14 protein-coding genes are annotated in these 16,553 nt (G+C 67.6%); all 14 read left to right on the top strand.

Annotated features, from left to right (window positions below; translation table 11 throughout):
• Positions 1-70 precede the first annotated feature (70 nt).
• The 14 genes from ABIN76_RS02630 to secG all read left to right on the top strand — a co-directional run bounded on the left by ABIN76_RS02630 (position 71) and on the right by secG (position 16,469).
• A complete protein-coding gene (locus ABIN76_RS02630) occupies positions 71-1,834 on the top strand; it encodes an ABC transporter ATP-binding protein (RefSeq protein WP_346958341.1) in 1,764 nt (587 codons plus the stop codon).
• Positions 1,831-2,223, top strand: coding sequence for a GntR family transcriptional regulator (locus tag ABIN76_RS02625; protein ID WP_346958161.1), 393 nt, complete (start codon positions 1,831-1,833; stop codon positions 2,221-2,223). Before ABIN76_RS02630 ends, ABIN76_RS02625 begins: the two co-directional genes overlap by 4 nt.
• A 186-nt stretch (positions 2,224-2,409) precedes the next feature.
• Positions 2,410-5,265, top strand: coding sequence for an excinuclease ABC subunit UvrA (uvrA, locus tag ABIN76_RS02620; protein ID WP_346958340.1), 2,856 nt, complete (start codon positions 2,410-2,412; stop codon positions 5,263-5,265).
• Positions 5,266-5,423: 158 nt separating this feature from the next.
• A complete protein-coding gene (locus tag ABIN76_RS02615) occupies positions 5,424-6,143 on the top strand; it encodes an HAD hydrolase-like protein (protein WP_346958339.1) in 720 nt (239 codons plus the stop codon).
• On the top strand, positions 6,130-6,798 hold the full coding sequence (locus tag ABIN76_RS02610) for a lysophospholipid acyltransferase family protein (RefSeq protein WP_346958160.1): 669 nt from the start codon (positions 6,130-6,132) through the stop codon (positions 6,796-6,798). The genes ABIN76_RS02615 and ABIN76_RS02610 overlap by 14 nt, the downstream gene beginning before the upstream one ends.
• A 77-nt stretch (positions 6,799-6,875) precedes the next feature.
• Positions 6,876-8,885 carry an excinuclease ABC subunit UvrC gene (gene uvrC, locus ABIN76_RS02605; RefSeq protein WP_346958159.1) on the top strand — a complete coding sequence of 670 codons (2,010 nt, stop codon included), beginning with the start codon at positions 6,876-6,878 and terminating at the stop codon, positions 8,883-8,885.
• Positions 8,886-9,001: 116 nt separating this feature from the next.
• Entirely contained in the window at positions 9,002-9,925 is a 924-nt protein-coding gene (rapZ, locus tag ABIN76_RS02600; protein ID WP_346958158.1) for an RNase adapter RapZ, read from the top strand.
• Positions 9,925-10,944 carry a uridine diphosphate-N-acetylglucosamine-binding protein YvcK gene (yvcK, locus tag ABIN76_RS02595; RefSeq protein ID WP_346958157.1) on the top strand — a complete coding sequence of 340 codons (1,020 nt, stop codon included), beginning with the start codon at positions 9,925-9,927 and terminating at the stop codon, positions 10,942-10,944. Before rapZ ends, yvcK begins: the two co-directional genes overlap by 1 nt.
• Positions 10,945-10,954: 10 nt before the next feature.
• Positions 10,955-11,935 carry a DNA-binding protein WhiA gene (whiA, locus tag ABIN76_RS02590; protein ID WP_346958156.1) on the top strand — a complete coding sequence of 327 codons (981 nt, stop codon included), beginning with the start codon at positions 10,955-10,957 and terminating at the stop codon, positions 11,933-11,935.
• Between the two features lie 175 nt (positions 11,936-12,110).
• Positions 12,111-12,734: a superoxide dismutase gene (locus ABIN76_RS02585; RefSeq protein WP_346958155.1), complete on the top strand. Its 624-nt coding sequence runs from the start codon at positions 12,111-12,113 to the stop codon at positions 12,732-12,734.
• 281 nt (positions 12,735-13,015) lie between these two features.
• Positions 13,016-14,026, top strand: a complete 1,011-nt coding sequence (gap, locus tag ABIN76_RS02580; RefSeq protein ID WP_346958154.1) for a type I glyceraldehyde-3-phosphate dehydrogenase — start codon at positions 13,016-13,018, stop codon at positions 14,024-14,026.
• A gap of 10 nt (positions 14,027-14,036) precedes the next feature.
• The gene (locus tag ABIN76_RS02575) at positions 14,037-15,263 is read left to right on the top strand and encodes a phosphoglycerate kinase (protein ID WP_346958153.1); all 1,227 of its coding nucleotides are present in this window, start codon (positions 14,037-14,039) and stop codon (positions 15,261-15,263) included.
• Positions 15,264-15,345: 82 nt separating this feature from the next.
• A complete protein-coding gene (gene tpiA, locus ABIN76_RS02570; protein ID WP_346958152.1) occupies positions 15,346-16,161 on the top strand; it encodes a triose-phosphate isomerase in 816 nt (271 codons plus the stop codon).
• Between the two features lie 50 nt (positions 16,162-16,211).
• Positions 16,212-16,469 (top strand): preprotein translocase subunit SecG, encoded by a 258-nt coding sequence (gene secG / locus ABIN76_RS02565; RefSeq protein ID WP_346958151.1) that lies wholly within the window; start codon positions 16,212-16,214, stop codon positions 16,467-16,469.
• Positions 16,470-16,553: the final 84 nt, after the last annotated feature.

Raw genomic sequence — 16,553 nt, 5'->3', positions numbered from 1 at the left:
CGGAACGCCCGCGGCCAAATGGCGGACCGCCGGCCGGCTGCTGGGGCTGCTGAAGCCGGTACGCCTTCGCATGGCCGGCGTCATCGCCGCGACGTGCTGTTTCGCGGCACTGAACGTGGCGGCCCCCAAATACCTCGGCGACGCCACCGACGTCGTGGTCCGCGGCGTGGTCGGCGGAGTCTTCGACGAGAAGCGGCTTGGCCGGCTGCTGCTCGCGGTGGCACTGATGTACCTTGGCGCCTCGCTCTTCAGCTGGATCCAGGGTGCCCTGACGGCAACAGCGGTGCAGCGGCTGAGCTACGGTCTCCGTTCAGCCGTGGAACACAAGCTGCACCTGCTGCCCTCCAGCCATTTCGACGACCAGCACCGCGGCGACGTGCTCAGCCGGGCCACCAACGACGTCGACAACGTCTCGCAGTCGCTCAACCAGCTGCTCAACCAGCTGATCATGTCGGTGTTGATGCTCTCCGGGGCCCTGGCCATGATGTTTTGGCTGTCGCCGCTGCTGGCGTTGATCGCTCTCGCCTCGGTTCCCGTCTCCACTCTGATCACGGTGGCCGTGGCGCGCAAATCGCAGGCGCACTTCACCGCGCAGTGGGGCAGCACCGGCGAACTGCACACGCACCTGGAGGAGTTCTTCACCGGGCACGAGGTCGTGAAGGCCTTCGGCCGGCAGGACGCTGCGGCGGCCACCTTCAGGCAGAGCAATGACCGGCTCTTCCGGTCCGCCTCCAGCGCGCAGTACCTGTCGGGCGTCGTGCAGCCCCTGATGATCTTCGTCTCCAACCTCAACTACATCGCGGTTGCCGTGATCGGAGCGCTGCAGGTGGCCGCCGGCACCATGACGGTCGGCGGTATCCAGGCCTTCATCCAGTTCAGCCGGCTCTTCAGCCAGCCGATGGGCCAGATCGGCGGCATGCTCACCCTGATGCAGTCCTGCGTGGCCTCGGCCGAACGCGTCTTCGCACTGCTGGACGCCCCGGAAATACCCGCGGACCCGGCTGAGCCGGCCGCCGGCGCCGCCCGGGCCGCAGCCCTGCGCGCCGCCGACGGCGGGGACGCCCCGCCGTCCGGGAGGGTCACCTTCGAAAACGCCACATTTGGCTATACGCCGGGTTCCCCGGTGGTCCGGGACTTGTCCTTCGCCGTCGAGCCGGGCCAGACCGTCGCGATAGTGGGGCACACCGGGGCGGGCAAGACCACGGTGGTCAACCTCCTGATGCGGTTCTACGAGCTCGATTCGGGCCGGATCACGGTGGACGGCGCGGACATCGCCGAACTGCCCCGTGACGTGCTGCGGTCCGCCTTCGGCACCGTGCTGCAGGACGCGTGGCTGTTCACGGGCAGCATCCGGGACAACATCGAGTACGGCCGGCCCGGCGCCAGCGACGAGGAGATTCTCGCCGCCGCGCAGGCGAGCCACGTGGACCAGTTCGTCCGCGCCCTGCCGGCCGGCTACGCCACCATGCTCGGCAACGACGGCGATTCCCTCAGCCGCGGCCAGCGGCAGCTGATCTCGATTGCCCGGGCGGAGCTGTCCGGCCGCAGCATCCTGATCCTCGATGAGGCGACCAGCTCGGTGGACAGCCGCACGGAGGTGCAGATCCGGCAGGCCATGGCGCGGCTCCGGCAGGGCCGGACCAGCTTCGTGATTGCCCACCGCTTGTCCACCGTCCGGGACGCTGATCTAATTCTGGTCATGGACCACGGACGGATAGTTGAACAGGGGAACCACCAGGACCTGATAGCGGGGGGCGGACTGTACAGCTCGCTGTACCGCGCCCAGTTCGCCGGCAGCGAACGGGCCGGGGATGTCCTGGAGCCGGAACTGTGAGTTCCGGCGAGCGGACGGCGGGCCGATTCCCCGGCAGCTGGAAGCCCAATGCCGGCAGTTCGGTGCCGCTCTTCGAGCAGCTCAGGCTGAACATCATCGAGCAGGCCAACAACGGCTCCCTGGCCCCCGGCACCCGGCTCCCGGCCGTGCGCAGCCTGGCGGGCGAACTTGGCGTGGCACCGCACACCGTGGCGCGCGCCTACAAGGAACTTGAGGCCGCCGGCGTCGTGGCGACGCAGGGCAGGAACGGCACGGTTGTCTGTGCCCGCGACGAGGCCTGGGGGTCGCTCACGGCCGCCGCGGCGGAGTTCGCGGCGGCGGCTAAAGCCCAGGGTGCCAGCTTCGCCGAGGCCGTTCAGCTGTTGGCCGCCGCGTACGACCGGCACTAGCGCATCTTCTACTAGCACAACCTCCGCCCGAATAGATATTCGAAGAAGTTTTCGATTAGCATTGGAGGCGTGCCTAAAGCCTTAGCTGAAGAACCCGCCGTCGATGTCCAGTCCGCTGCCGCACCGGTGAAGTCCGGGAAAGCGGCCAGCCCGCAGCCGTCCAGCCCGGCGTCGGCGGGTGCGGAACTGGCCCGCCCCGACTTGTCCCGCCTCGTCGTCAAGGGCGCACGCGAGCACAACCTGCGCAACGTCGACCTCGACCTGCCGCGCGACGCGATGATCGTCTTCACAGGCCTCTCCGGCTCCGGCAAGTCCTCGCTCGCCTTCGACACCATTTTCGCCGAGGGCCAGCGGCGCTACGTGGAATCACTCTCCGCGTACGCGCGCCAGTTCCTGGGCCAGGTGGACAAGCCCGACGTCGACTTCATCGAGGGGCTCTCCCCGGCGGTGTCGATCGACCAGAAGTCCACGAGCAAGAACCCGCGTTCCACTGTGGGCACGATCACCGAGATCTACGACTACATGCGCCTGCTCTGGGCCCGGGTGGGGCGCCCGCATTGCCCCGTCTGCGGCGAGCCGGTCACCAAGCAGACCCCGCAGCAGATCGTCGACCAGCTTCTGGAACTGCCCGAGGGCACCCGGTTCCAGGTCCTGGCGCCCGTGGTCCGCGGCCGCAAGGGCGAGTTTGTTGAACTGTTCAAGGAGCTCACCGCGAAGGGCTACTCCCGGGCCCGGGTGGACGACAAGCTGATCCAGCTCAGCGATCCGCCCAAGCTGGGCAAGCAGTTCAAGCACACCATTGAAGTGGTGGTGGACCGCCTGGTCGTGAAGGAGGGTATCAGCCAGCGCCTCACCGACTCGGTGGAAACCGCGCTGGGCCTGGCCGAGGGCCGGGTGCTGGCCGAATTCGTTGACCTTGACGCCGACGATCCGGAACGGATCCGCGCCTTCTCCGAGCACCTCGCCTGCCCCAACGAGCACCCCCTCGCCATCGATGAGATCGAACCCCGCTCGTTCTCCTTCAACAACCCGTTCGGCGCTTGCTCCGCCTGCAGCGGTATCGGCACCAAGCTGGAGGTCGACGAGGAACTCCTGATCCCCAACCCGGAGCTCTCCCTCTCCGAGGGGGCCATCGCGCCGTGGTCTCTCGGTACCGCCACCACCGAGTACTGGAACCGGCTCCTTGGCGGCCTGGCCAAGGAAATCGGCTTCAAGATGACCACGCCGTGGGAGAAGCTCTCCACCGAGGCCCGGCAGACCGTGCTGCACGGCAAGGACCACAAGGTCGTGGTGCAATACCGCAACCGCTTCGGCCGGGAACGCAAGTACAGCACCGGCTTCGAAGGCGTCGTCCAGTACGTGCACCGCAAGCACACGGAAACGGATTCCGACTCGGCGCGGGACCGCTACGAGGAGTACATGCGCCAGGTCCCGTGCCCGGCCTGCAACGGCGCCCGGCTGAACCCGGCGTCGCTCTCGGTCCTGATCAACGGCAAGTCGATCGCCGAGGTCGCCGCGCTGCCCATGCGCGAGTGCGCGCACTTCCTGGACACCCTGGTCCTCAGCGGCCGCGAGGCCCAGATCGCGCACCAGGTCCTCAAGGAGATCCAGGCCCGCCTGACCTTCCTGCTCGACGTCGGCCTCGAGTACCTGAACCTGGAGCGGCCCTCCGGCACGCTTTCCGGCGGCGAGGCGCAGCGCATCCGCCTCGCCACCCAGATCGGTTCCGGCCTGGTCGGCGTGCTGTACGTCCTCGACGAGCCGTCCATCGGGCTGCACCAGCGCGACAACCGCCGCCTGATCGAAACCCTCACCCGGCTCCGGGACCTGGGCAACACCCTGATCGTGGTCGAACACGACGAGGACACCATCCACGAGGCAGACTGGGTGGTGGACATCGGACCGGGCGCCGGCGAGCACGGCGGCATGGTCGTCCACTCCGGCTCCTACCAGGACCTGTTGAAAAACACCGAGTCCCTGACCGGCGACTACCTCTCCGGGCGGAAGTCCATCGAGGTGCCGAAGAAGCGGCGCAAGTACGACAAGAAGCGCGAGCTCAAGGTCGTCGGCGCCAAGGAAAACAACCTGCTCAACGTGGACGCCGCCTTCCCGCTGGGCCTGTTCACGGCCGTCACCGGCGTCAGCGGTTCCGGCAAGTCCACCCTGGTCAACGAGATTCTCTACAAGGTGCTCGCCAACAAGCTCAACGGCGCCAAGCAGGTCGCCGGGCGGCACAAGACGGTCCAAGGCCTCGAGCACCTGGACAAGGTGGTGCACGTTGACCAGAGCCCCATCGGCCGCACCCCGCGGTCCAACCCGGCCACCTACACGGGCGTGTTCGACCACATCCGGAAGCTGTTCGCGGAGACCAACGAGGCTAAGGTCCGGGGCTACCAGCCGGGCCGGTTCTCCTTCAACGTCAAGGGCGGACGCTGCGAGGCCTGCTCCGGCGACGGCACGCTGAAGATCGAGATGAACTTCCTGCCGGACGTCTACGTCCCGTGCGAGGTGTGCCACGGCGCCCGCTACAACCGCGAGACGCTTGAGGTGCACTACAAGGGCAAAACCATCGCGGACGTGCTGAACATGCCGATCGAGGAGGGCGCCGAGTTCTTCGCCGCGTTCTCGCCGATCGCCCGGCACCTGCGGACGCTCGTCGACGTCGGCCTCGGCTACGTGCGGCTCGGCCAGCCCGCCACGACGCTCTCCGGCGGCGAGGCGCAGCGCGTGAAGCTTGCCGCGGAACTGCAGAAGCGCTCGAATGGCCGCAGCGTCTACGTGCTCGACGAGCCCACCACCGGACTGCATTTCGAGGACATCCGCAAGCTCCTGATGGTGCTGCAGGGCCTGGTCGAAAAGGGCAACACCGTGATCACGATCGAGCACAACCTCGACGTCATCAAGAGCGCGGACTGGATCGTCGACCTGGGACCCGACGGCGGTTCCGGCGGCGGCCGGGTGGTCGCATCGGGTACACCGGAGCATGTCGCGAAGTCCAAGGACAGCCACACCGCGGCTTTCCTGGCCGAGATCCTCAACTAGTCCGAAGCCCGCACTGACCTGACATGCAGCTGCCCTGCCGCCGCCGGAATTCCGGGGGGCGGCAGGGCATCCGCGCGTCGCGGGCCCGCCCTGACCCATACCCGCAGCGGTATGCGAATTTCAGGCATCCCCGCGGTCGTGAGAAACTAAGGCCCGTGATGCCTACCTCCGTGCCCGTGATCTTCGACCTGGACGGCACCCTTGTTGATCCGGCCGGGGGAATCACGGCCGGTATCTCCGCCGCCCTCAGCGAGCTTGGACTTCCCGTCCCGGGACCGGACAGGCTGGACGCGATGATCGGCCCGAAACTCAGCCATTCGCTCCTGGACATTGCCGGCGTGCCTGCGGAACAACTGGACGAGGCCATCCGGATCTACCGGGGGCACTACCTGTCCAGCGGCATTGCGCAGAGCCGGCTCTACGACGGCATCCGTGAGCTGCTGGAATCATACGCCGACGCCGGACGGCCAACCGCTGTCGCCACCCAAAAACCCGAACACCTGGCCCGCATGGTCCTGGAGCACCACGGCATCGCCGGCCTGTTCCGGTCCGTCCGCGGCTCCGCAGCGGACGAATCGACGACCGCCCACGGTCCGGCCGGAAAGGCCGGCATCGTTGCCGCCGCCCTGGCGGACCTCGGGACCGGGCACGCGGTCATGGTGGGGGACCGGGCCCAGGATGTGGCCGGAGCGGCTGCCAACGGCCTGGAATGCATCGGGGTAGGCTGGGGCTTTGCGCTCGACGGCGAACTCCGTGAGGCGGGCGCAGTGGCGGTCGTGCACAGCACCTCCGACCTTCACGAGACTATTTCCAGGCTGGACCCCGTCCGGACCGCCGCCCTGCAGCTGAATGAGGTGCACACCATTGGCAATGTTTGACGCGATCCGCTGGACCACGCGCGGGCTCATTTCCTCCACGTGCCGGCCCACCGTCGTCGGACTCGAGAACGTGCCAAAAGAGGGCCCGTTCATCGTGGCGCCCAACCACCTGTCCTTTCTGGACAGCGTGATCGTCCAGGCACTGATGCCCCGCCCCGTCGCTTTCTTCGCCAAGGCGGAATATTTCACCACGGGCGGCGTCAAGGGCAAGGTGATGAAGTCCTTCTTCGAGGCTGTCGGCTCCATCCCGGTGGAACGCGGCGAACAGGCCGCCAGTGTCCAGGCGCTGAAGACGCTGCTGGACATCCTCGACGCCGGCAAGGGCGTTGGAATCTACCCGGAGGGCACCCGCTCCCGCGATGGAATCCTCTACCGGGGCCGCACCGGCGTCGGCTGGCTCGCCCTCACCACGGGCGCCCCGGTGATCCCGGTCGGGTTGATCGGCACGGAGAACCTGCAGCCGGCGGACAGCAATAAGGTCACCCCGCAGCACTTCACCATGAAGGTGGGTGAGCCGCTTTATTTCGACAAGACCGGTCCGGACCACTCCCTGCCGGCGCGGCGCCAGGTCACGGACCGGATCATGGACGCGATCGCGGAACTGAGCGGGCAGCAGCGGGCCACCACCTACAACCAGAGCAAGAGCGTCGACTAGCCGCTCCACCGGGCGGGTGCACCTCGTGCGGAGGGGCGCGGTCGGCTGCGAGCCGGCCGGCTCAGTAGAATGGACTGGTGGCAAATCCAGCTAGTTACCGCCCCCAGACGGGGGAGATCCCGACCAACCCGGGCGTTTACCGCTTTCGCGACCCGCACGGCCGGGTCATCTACGTCGGCAAGGCCAAGAACCTCCGCTCCAGGCTGAACTCCTACTTCGCGAACCCCGCGGGCCTGATGCCCAAAACCCACGCCATGGTGCACACCGCCAGCAGCGTGGAGTGGACCGTCGTCGGCAGCGAGCTGGAATCCCTGCAGCTGGAGTACACCTGGATCAAGGAATTCAAGCCGCGGTTCAACGTCATGTTCCGCGACGACAAGTCCTATCCGTACCTCGCCGTCACGATGGGGGAGAAGTACCCCCGGGTACAGGTCCTGCGCGGCGAACGGCGCAAGGGAACCCGCTATTTCGGCCCTTACACGGCCGGCGCGATCCGCGACACTATGGACACCCTGCTGCGGGTCTTCCCGGTCCGCAGCTGCAGCGCCGGCGTCCTGAAACGCGCCGAAGCCAGCGGGCGGCCCTGCCTGCTCGGTTACATCGACAAGTGCGCCGCACCCTGCGTCGGCCGGATCTCGGCCGAGGACCACCGCGCCCTGGCGGAGGATTTCTGCGCCTTCATGGGCGGCGAGGCGAAACGCTTTGTCTCGCGGCTGGAGAAGGACATGGCCGCGGCCGTCGCGGAGCTGGATTACGAACGGGCCGCCCGGGTGCGCGATGACATCATCGCGCTGAAAAAGGTCTTCGAACGCAACGCCGTGGTCCTGGCCGAGGACACCGACGCCGACGTGTTCGCGCTGCACGAGGACGAGCTTGAGGCCGCGGTCCAGGTCTTCCACGTCCGGGGCGGCCGGATCCGCGGCCAGCGCGGCTGGGTGGTGGAAAAGGTCGAGGACTCCACCACCCCTGACCTCGTGGAGCACCTGCTGCAGCAGGTCTACGGCGAGGAAGGCGAAAGCCAGGGCAGGATGCCCCGGGAGGTGCTCGTCCCGGCCGAGCCCAGCAACGCCGCCGAACTGGCCCAATGGCTCAGCGGGCTGCGCGGGGCCCGGGTGGACATCCGCGTCCCGCAGCGCGGCGACAAGGCCACGCTGCTCTCCACCGTCCGGGACAACGCCGAACACGCGCTCAAGCTGCACAAGTCCCGGCGTGCCGGCGACCTGACCATGCGCTCCCAGGCGCTGCAGGAACTGCAGGAGGCGCTGGACCTGCCGGTCGCGCTGATGCGGATCGAATGCTTCGACATCTCACACATCCAGGGCACCAACGTGGTTGGCTCCATGGTGGTGGTCGAGGACGGGCTGCCCAAGAAATCCGACTACCGGAAATTCTCGGTCACCGGAGCCGCGGCCAACGACGACACGGCGGCAATGCACGACGTCCTGACGCGCCGCTTCCGGAACTACCTGCAGGAACAAGCCGACAAGACGGCCGAAGGTTCCGGACCGCTGGCCGCCGCCCAGGCCGCCGCAGTGGCCGACGCCCCGCTCACCGACACGACGACGCCGGCGCCCCGGACCAAGTTCGCCTACCCGCCCAACCTGGTCGTCGTCGACGGCGGCAAGCCCCAGGTGAACGCCGCGGCGAAGGCCCTGGCCGAACTCGGCATCGACGACGTCTACGTCGTCGGGCTCGCCAAGCGGCTCGAGGAGGTCTGGCTGCCGGACAGCGACTTCCCGGTCATCCTGCCCCGCGCGTCCGCCGGCCTGTACCTGCTGCAGCGGATCCGGGACGAGGCGCACCGCTTCGCCATCTCCTTCCACCGGCAAAAGCGCGGCAAGGCCATGACGGTCTCCGCCCTGGACGGCGTGCCCGGCCTTGGCGACTCCAAGCGCAAGGCCCTGCTGAACCAGTTCGGCTCGGTAAAAAGCATCAAGGCCGCCAGCATCGAGGAGCTGACGGCCGCCAAGGGGATCGGGCCCGCCCTCGCCGGCGCGATCGTGCGGCATTTCAACGCGGACGACGGCGCGGACAGGCCTGTTGCCCCGGCCGTAAACATGACGACGGGCGAAATCCTCGAAACTTAGCTAGCACCGGCAATCTTAGCTAGGGTAAGGAGCTGAGGTATGGCGCGCGGGCGGCAGGCAACTGCGCCGGACCGCGGGCGCATGGCAGAGCAGACAGCAGAGATGGGGCACGACTGATGGCAGAGTCAACGGCAGGATCCGGCGTGGAGGCGGACGGCTTGACCCCCGTCAAGCCGATTGAGGCCGAGCTGCTCGTGGTGACCGGGATGTCCGGGGCCGGCCGGAGCACCGCGTCGGATGCCCTCGAGGACCACGGCTGGTACGTCGTGGACAACCTTCCGCCGCAGATGCTGGGAACGCTCGCGGAGCTGGTCTCCCACGCGCCCGGCTCCATCTCCAAACTCGCCGTCGTCGTCGACGTGCGCAGCAAGGACCTGTTCGCGGACATCCGAACCGCGCTGCGCAACCTCGAGGCCAGCGGCGTCACCTTCCGGGTGCTCTTCCTGGACGCCAGCGACGACGTCCTGGTGCGCCGTTTCGAACAAGGCCGGCGCCCGCACCCGCTGCAGGGCGGCGGCAGGATCCTCGACGGCATCGCAGCGGAACGCGAACTGCTGCAGGAGCTCCGTGACTCGGCGGACATTGTGCTGGATACCTCGACGCTGAACGTACACGGCCTCGCGACCGCCATCACCGAACTGTTCAGCGAAACGGGCCCCGTGGCGCTGCGCCTGAACGTCATGAGTTTCGGCTTCAAATACGGGCTGCCGGTGGACGCCAACTTCGTCGCCGACGCCCGCTTTATCCCCAACCCGCACTGGGTGCCGCAACTGCGCCCGCACACCGGCCTGGACAAGGACGTCAGCGACTACGTGCTCGACGCCGAGGGTGTGGGCAACTTCGTGGAACGCTACGTGCTGGCGCTGGAACCCGTCCTGGACGGCTACCGGCGCGAAAACAAGCACTACGCGACCATCGCCGTGGGCTGCACCGGCGGCAAGCACCGCTCGGTCGCCGTCGCCGTCGAACTCTCACGGCGGCTGGCGCAGTACCCCCGGGTCACCGTCACCACCACCCACCGGGATCTGGGCCGCGAGTAATGGCGCTCCTCACCGGGCCGCTGCCCCTGGTTCCGGCCGCCAGCGCGGCCTCCGCCGGCCAGCAGGACAAAGGCCCCTCCGTGGTCGCCCTCGGCGGCGGCCACGGCCTCTCCGCCTCCCTCTCAGCCCTGCGCCTGCTCACCTCCGAGCTGACCGCCATCGTCACGGTCGCGGACGACGGCGGGTCCTCCGGGCGGCTGCGCGACGAGTACGGCGTGCTGCCGCCGGGCGACCTCCGGATGGCGCTGTCCGCGCTGTGCGACGACACCGACTGGGGCCGGACCTGGCGCGACGTCATGCAGCACCGGTTCAAGCCCGGCAAGGGCCGCGGCGGCTCGCTTGACGAGCACGCCATGGGCAACCTGCTGATCGTTACGCTCTGGGAACTGCTGGGCGACGCCGTCGTAGGACTGCAATGGGCCGGAGCGCTGCTCGGCGCCCGGGGACAGGTCCTGCCAATGTCCACCACCCCGCTCACCATCGAAGGCGAGGTCCGGGTCACGCGGCCCGACGGCAGTTCGGTCCTGCAGACCGTCAGCGGGCAGGCCAAGTGCGCCGTCGCCGGCTCCCTCGAGGCCGTCCGGCTGCTGCCGGAGTCCGCTCCGGCCTGCGTGGAGGCGCTGACCGCGATCGAGCTCGCCGACTGGGTGGTCCTGGGCCCCGGGTCCTGGTACACCTCGGTGCTGCCGCATCTGCTGCTGCCGGAAATGCGCGACGCGCTGTGCAAGACGGAGGCGCGGCGCTGCCTGACGATGAACCTCGCCACGGACACCAAGGAGACCCTCGGGATGACCGCCGCGGACCACCTGCGCGTGCTGCGGGACTACGCGCCGGAGTTCAGCGTCGACGTCGTGCTGGCCGACCCCGCCTCGGTGCCGGACCTCCCGGACTTCGAGCGGGCCGCCGGGATGCTGGGTGCTGAGGTGGTCTTGGGTAAAGTAGGGGCGTCGAGCCGCCGGCCGATCCACGACCCGCTGCGTCTGGCAACGGCGTACCACGACATTTTCGGGAACAGGTAGGAAAGGTGCCATGGCACTGACAGCATCAGTCAAGGAAGAACTTTCCCGGCTGGACATCAAGAAGTCCTCGGTCCGCAAGGCTGAAGTGTCCGCCATGCTCCGTTTCGCGGGCGGACTGCACATCATCTCCGGCCGGATCGTGATCGAGGCCGAAGTGGATCTGGCCTCCACCGCGCGCCGGCTGCGTGCCGCGATCGCCGAAGTCTACGGACACCAGAGCGAGATCATCGTCGTCTCCGGCGGCGGCCTGCGCCGCGGCAGCCGCTACGTGGTCCGGGTGGTCCGCGACGGCGAGGCTCTGGCCCGCCAGACCGGCCTGCTGGACGCCCGCGGCCGGCCCGTCCGCGGCCTCCCCTCGGTGGTGGTGAACGGCTCCGCCGCCGACGCCGAGGCCGTCTGGCGCGGGGCGTTCCTGGCCCACGGTTCGCTCACCGAACCCGGCCGTTCCTCGGCGATGGAAGTCACCTGTCCCGGCCCCGAATCCGCCCTTGCCCTCGTCGGCGCCGCCCGCCGCCTCGGCATCCAGGCCAAGGCGCGCGAAGTCAGGGGAGTGGACCGCGTCGTGATCCGCGACGGCGACACCATCGCCGCGCTGCTGACCCGGATGGGCGCGCACGACGCGCTGATGGTCTGGGAGGAACGGCGGATGCGCAAGGAAGTCCGCGCCACAGCGAACCGGCTGGCCAACTTCGACGACGCCAACCTGCGCCGCTCGGCGCAGGCCGCCGTCGCGGCCGGAGCCCGGGTTGAACGGGCCCTGGAGATCCTCGGCGACGACGTCCCGGACCACCTCAAATACGCCGGCGAACTCCGTGTGGCGCACAAGCAGGCCAGCCTGGACGAGCTGGGCCGGCTGGCCGACCCGGTGATGACCAAGGACGCCATCGCCGGCCGGATCCGCCGCCTCCTGGCCATGGCGGACAAACGGGCACAGGACCTGGGCATCCCCGGCACCGAGGCGAATGTGACCCCGGAAATGCTGGACGAGTAGCCACCGGCCGGCTCCAGGGCCAGAATCGGATCCAGCAGCCGGGAATACCTCAGCGGGAGCGGAGGCTATGCCCACTGGATCCACATCCATAGACTTCCGGGTGTCCAACCATCCGGATGCACAATCCGAGAGTTAGCAAAACCGGACGAACCCGTCCACGACATTGGAGGATTTTGTGACCGAGTACGTACTGCCCGAACTTGACTACGATTACGCCGCGCTGGAGCCCCACATCTCCGCGAAAATCATGGAGCTGCACCACAGCAAGCACCACGCCACCTACGTTGCCGGCGCCAACAACGCGCTGGCCCAGCTGGCCGAGGCACGCGAGAAGGGCGACTTCGCCAACATCAACCGCCTCTCCAAGGACCTCGCGTTCCACACCGGCGGACACATCAACCACTCCGTGTTCTGGAAGAACCTCTCCCCGAACGGCGGCGACAAGCCCGAGGGTGAGCTCGCGGCGGCCATCGACGACGCCTTCGGCTCTTTCGACGCCTTCCGCGCCCAGTTCAGCGCCGCGGCGCTGGGCCTGCAGGGTTCCGGCTGGGGCTTCCTCGCCTACGAACCGATCGGCGGCAACCTCGTCATCGAGCAGCTCTATGACCAGCAGGGCAACGTCGCACTGGGCACCACGCCGCTGCTGATGCTGGACATGTGGGAGCACGCCTTTTACCTGGACTACGTCAACGTCAAGGCCGATTATGTCAAGGCGTTCTGGAACATCGTGAACTGGGCTGACGTCGCCAAGCGCTTCGACGCTGCCCGCAAGAACGCCACCGGCCTGATCACCCTCTAGGGGCGGTCCCGCCGAACCGGCGCCCAGCCGAAATGTCGCTGTAACAAAGCTCACATTTCGGACCGTTGGGCCCGAATTGTGGACGGCACGCCCCCGCACTTGCGGGGGCGTGCCCACTTAAACGTAAGATGGATCACGGAAGGCGGTTAGCCTTCAGCAACGTGGCTGGTCGCCCTCCGATCTGGTAATCATCTCTGCCCAATGGCGTGCGGGATCTGTTAGTTGGCTTGAACGCCTACTCAACTAGTCGTGCTTGATAGAGCACCAAGGAGACTGAAAACGTGACGACACGTATTGGTATCAACGGCTTCGGCCGCATCGGCCGCAACTACTTCCGCGCCGCCCTGGCGCAGGGAGCGGACCTCGAGATCGTTGCAGTCAACGACCTCACCAGCCCGGAAGCCCTCGCACACCTCTTCAAGTACGACTCCGTCGGCGGCCGCCTGGCCGAAACCATCGAGGTCAAGGACGGCAACATTGTCGTCGACGGCAAGACTGTCAAGGTCCTCGCCGAGCGCGACCCGGCGAACCTCCCCTGGGGCGAGCTGGGGGTCGACATCGTGATCGAATCCACCGGCTTCTTCACCAAGGCCGCCGATGCGCAGAAGCACATCGACGCCGGCGCCAAGAAGGTCCTGATCTCCGCGCCCGCCTCAGACGAGGACATCACGATCGTGATGGGCGTCAACGACGGCCTCTACGACAACGCCACGCACAACATCATCTCCAACGCCTCCTGCACCACCAACTGCCTCGGCCCGCTGGCCAAGGTCATCAACGACTCGTTCGGCATCGAGCGCGGCCTGATGACCACCATCCACGCTTACACCGCCGACCAGAACCTGCAGGACGGCCCGCACAAGGACCTCCGCCGGGCCCGCGCCGCGGCCATCAACATGGTTCCCACCTCCACGGGAGCCGCCAAGGCGATCGGCCTGGTCCTGCCGGAGCTCAAGGGCAAGCTGGACGGCTACGCCATCCGCGTCCCGGTCCCCACCGGCTCCGCCACCGACCTCACCGTGACCGTTTCCCGCGAGACCACCGTCGAGGAAGTCAACGCCGCGCTCAAGGCTGCGTCCGAGACCGAAGAGCTCAAGGGCCTGTTGACCTACACCGACGAGCCGATCGTCTCCTCGGACATCGTCGGGGACCCGGCGTCGTCCATCTTCGACTCCGGCCTGACCAAGGTCATCGGCAACCAGGTCAAGGTTGTTTCCTGGTATGACAACGAGTGGGGCTACTCCAACCGCCTCGTCGACCTCACGGAGCTCGTCGCGTCGAAGCTGGGCTAGGGTAAGACCCATGACATTCCACACCCTCGACGAACTGATCGCTGATGGTGTCCGCGGGCGGTACGTTCTGGTCAGAAGTGACCTGAACGTGCCGCTCGACGGCTCTACAGTCACTGACGACGGCCGGATCAAGGCCTCCCTGCCAGTGCTGTCGAAGCTCACGGACGCCGGTGCCCGCGTGCTGGTAACGGCGCACCTCGGCCGCCCCAAGGGCGCCCCGGAGGAGAAGTACTCGCTCAAGCCCGCTGTGGCGCGCCTGGCCGGGCTCGCGTCCTTCAAGGTGACCCTTGCCGGTGACACCGTGGGCGAAGCCGCCACGGCGGCCGCAGCCGCGTTGCAGGACGGCGAAGCCCTGGTCCTCGAAAACGTGCGCTTTGACGCCCGTGAGACCTCCAAGGACGACGCCGAGCGCGGCGCCTTCGCCGACGAGCTGGTCGCCCTCACCGGCGACAACGGCGCCTTCGTTGACGATGCCTTCGGTGCCGTGCACCGCAAGCACGCATCCGTCTACGACGTCGCCACCCGGCTGCCGTCCTACCAGGGCGACCTGGTCCGCACCGAAGTCGAGGTGCTGCGCAAGCTGACCACCGACACCCAGCGGCCCTACGTCGTGGTGCTCGGCGGGTCCAAGGTCTCGGACAAACTCGCCGTGATCGCCAACCTGATCGGCAAGGCGGACACCATCCTGGTGGGCGGCGGCATGCTGTTCACCTTCCTCGCCGCCGCCGGCCACAAGGTCGCGGGCAGCCTGCTGGAAGAGGACCAGATCCCGGTCGTGCAGGACTACCTCAAGCGGGCCGCGGACGCCGGCACCGAATTTGTGGTCCCCACCGACGTGGTGGTGGCTGCCAAGTTCGCCGCCGACGCCGACCACGAAACGGTATCCGCGGACGCTATTGAGTCCAGCCGCTTCGGCACCTCCGGCATCGGTTTGGACATCGGACCGGACTCTTCCGCCGCGTTCGCGGAACGGATCAAGGGCGCCAAGACGGTGTTCTGGAACGGCCCGATGGGGGTCTTCGAATTCCCCGCCTTCGCCGCCGGCACCCGGGCCGTCGCCCAGGCGCTGACGGAGACTGCCGCGTTCACGGTGGTGGGCGGCGGCGACTCCGCCGCCGCGGTGCGGACCCTCGGCTTCGCCGATGACCAGTTCGGCCACATTTCGACCGGCGGCGGCGCCAGCCTGGAATACCTTGAAGGCAAGGAACTTCCCGGCCTGAGCGTGCTGGACCGCTAGAACTCCCGGCCGGCCGGGTCCCCGTTCCGCACTGCGGGGACCCGGCCGGTTCTTTCACTGCAACGAATCTTTTGGAGATCACGTGACAACGTCAACCAACGGCAAGTTCGACCGCAAGCCCTTCATCGCGGGCAACTGGAAGATGAACATGGACCACGTCCAGGGCATCACCCTCCTGCAGAAGCTGGCCTGGACCCTGTCCGACGCCAAGCACGACTACAGCCGGGTGGAGGTCGCCGTGTTCCCGCCGTTCACGGATCTCCGCGGCGTCCAGACCCTCGTCCAGGGCGACGAACTCGACGTCGCCTACGGCGGCCAGGACCTCTCGCAGTTCGACTCCGGCGCCTACACCGGGGACATCTCCGGGCAGTTCCTCGCCAAGCTCGGCTGCCGCTACGTCCTGGTGGGCCACAGCGAACGCCGCACCATCCACGATGAGTCCGACGAGGTGCTCAACGCCAAGACCAAGGCGGCCTTCCGGCACGGCATCACCCCGGTGCTCTGCGTCGGCGAGGGCCTTGAAGTCCGCCAGGCCGGTACCCACGTCGAGCACACCCTGGCCCAGCTCCGGGCCGGCGTCGAAGGACTCAGCGCGGAACAGGCCGCCGAGCTCGTGGTCGCGTACGAGCCGGTCTGGGCCATCGGCACCGGCGAGGTTGCCGGACCGGAGGACGCCCAGGAAATGTGTGCCGCGATCCGCGCCGAGCTGTCCACCCTCTTCGACGCCCCGGTTGCCGCCAAGACGCGCCTGCTCTACGGGGGCTCGGTCAAGGCCAACAACGCCGCCTCGATCCTGAAGGAACGCGACGTGGACGGGCTGCTGGTCGGCGGTGCCAGTCTGGACGCCGCCGAGTTTGCTAATATTGTCAGGTTCGAGAGTCACCTGCTGACGGATTAGTCCGGACACAGCTGTTGGCCCCCGCAATCCCCCTCTTCTGAAAGGCCGTCGTGGACGTTCTTCATGTCATTCTGCAGGTGCTGCTGGGCATCACCAGCCTCCTGCTGACCTTGCTCATCCTGCTGCACAAGGGACGTGGTGGCGGTATGTCCGACATGTTCGGCGGCGGCATGAGCTCCGGCCTCAGCTCTTCCGGCGTGGCCGAGCGGAACCTGAACCGCTTCACGGTCATCCTCGGAGTCACCTGGGGCGTTGTGATCATCGCCCTCGGCCTGCTGATGCGCTTCAGCACCGGCGCCGACTCCTAATACCCGCTTCCGCAAAAGTTCATAAGGGGCCTTGCGGCCCTCCCGGCATCGGGAATTCCCGGACTACACTGTCGCTGGCAAGCA

Origin of the sequence: uncultured Arthrobacter sp. (assembly GCF_964021775.1) — a bacterium.
In the GTDB taxonomy this organism is placed as follows: Bacteria; Actinomycetota; Actinomycetes; order Actinomycetales; family Micrococcaceae; genus Arthrobacter.
Note: the sequence above shows the minus strand (reverse complement) of the source record. Positions and strands in the feature narration are given on the sequence as shown.

Bases quoted from the DNA above. Each gene is read 5' to 3' on its own strand.
- ABIN76_RS02615 (WP_346958339.1), top strand. From the start codon at position 5,424: ATGCCTACCTCCGTGCCCGTGATCTTCGACCTGGACGGCACCCTTGTT.
- whiA (WP_346958156.1), top strand. From the start codon at position 10,955: ATGGCACTGACAGCATCAGTCAAGGAAGAACTTTCCCGGCTGGACATC.
- yvcK (WP_346958157.1), top strand. From the start codon at position 9,925: ATGGCGCTCCTCACCGGGCCGCTGCCCCTGGTTCCGGCCGCCAGCGCG.
- ABIN76_RS02575 (WP_346958153.1), top strand. From the start codon at position 14,037: ATGACATTCCACACCCTCGACGAACTGATCGCTGATGGTGTCCGCGGG.
- ABIN76_RS02630 (WP_346958341.1), top strand. From the start codon at position 71: ATGGCCGGCGTCATCGCCGCGACGTGCTGTTTCGCGGCACTGAACGTG.
- rapZ (WP_346958158.1), top strand. From the start codon at position 9,002: ATGGCAGAGTCAACGGCAGGATCCGGCGTGGAGGCGGACGGCTTGACC.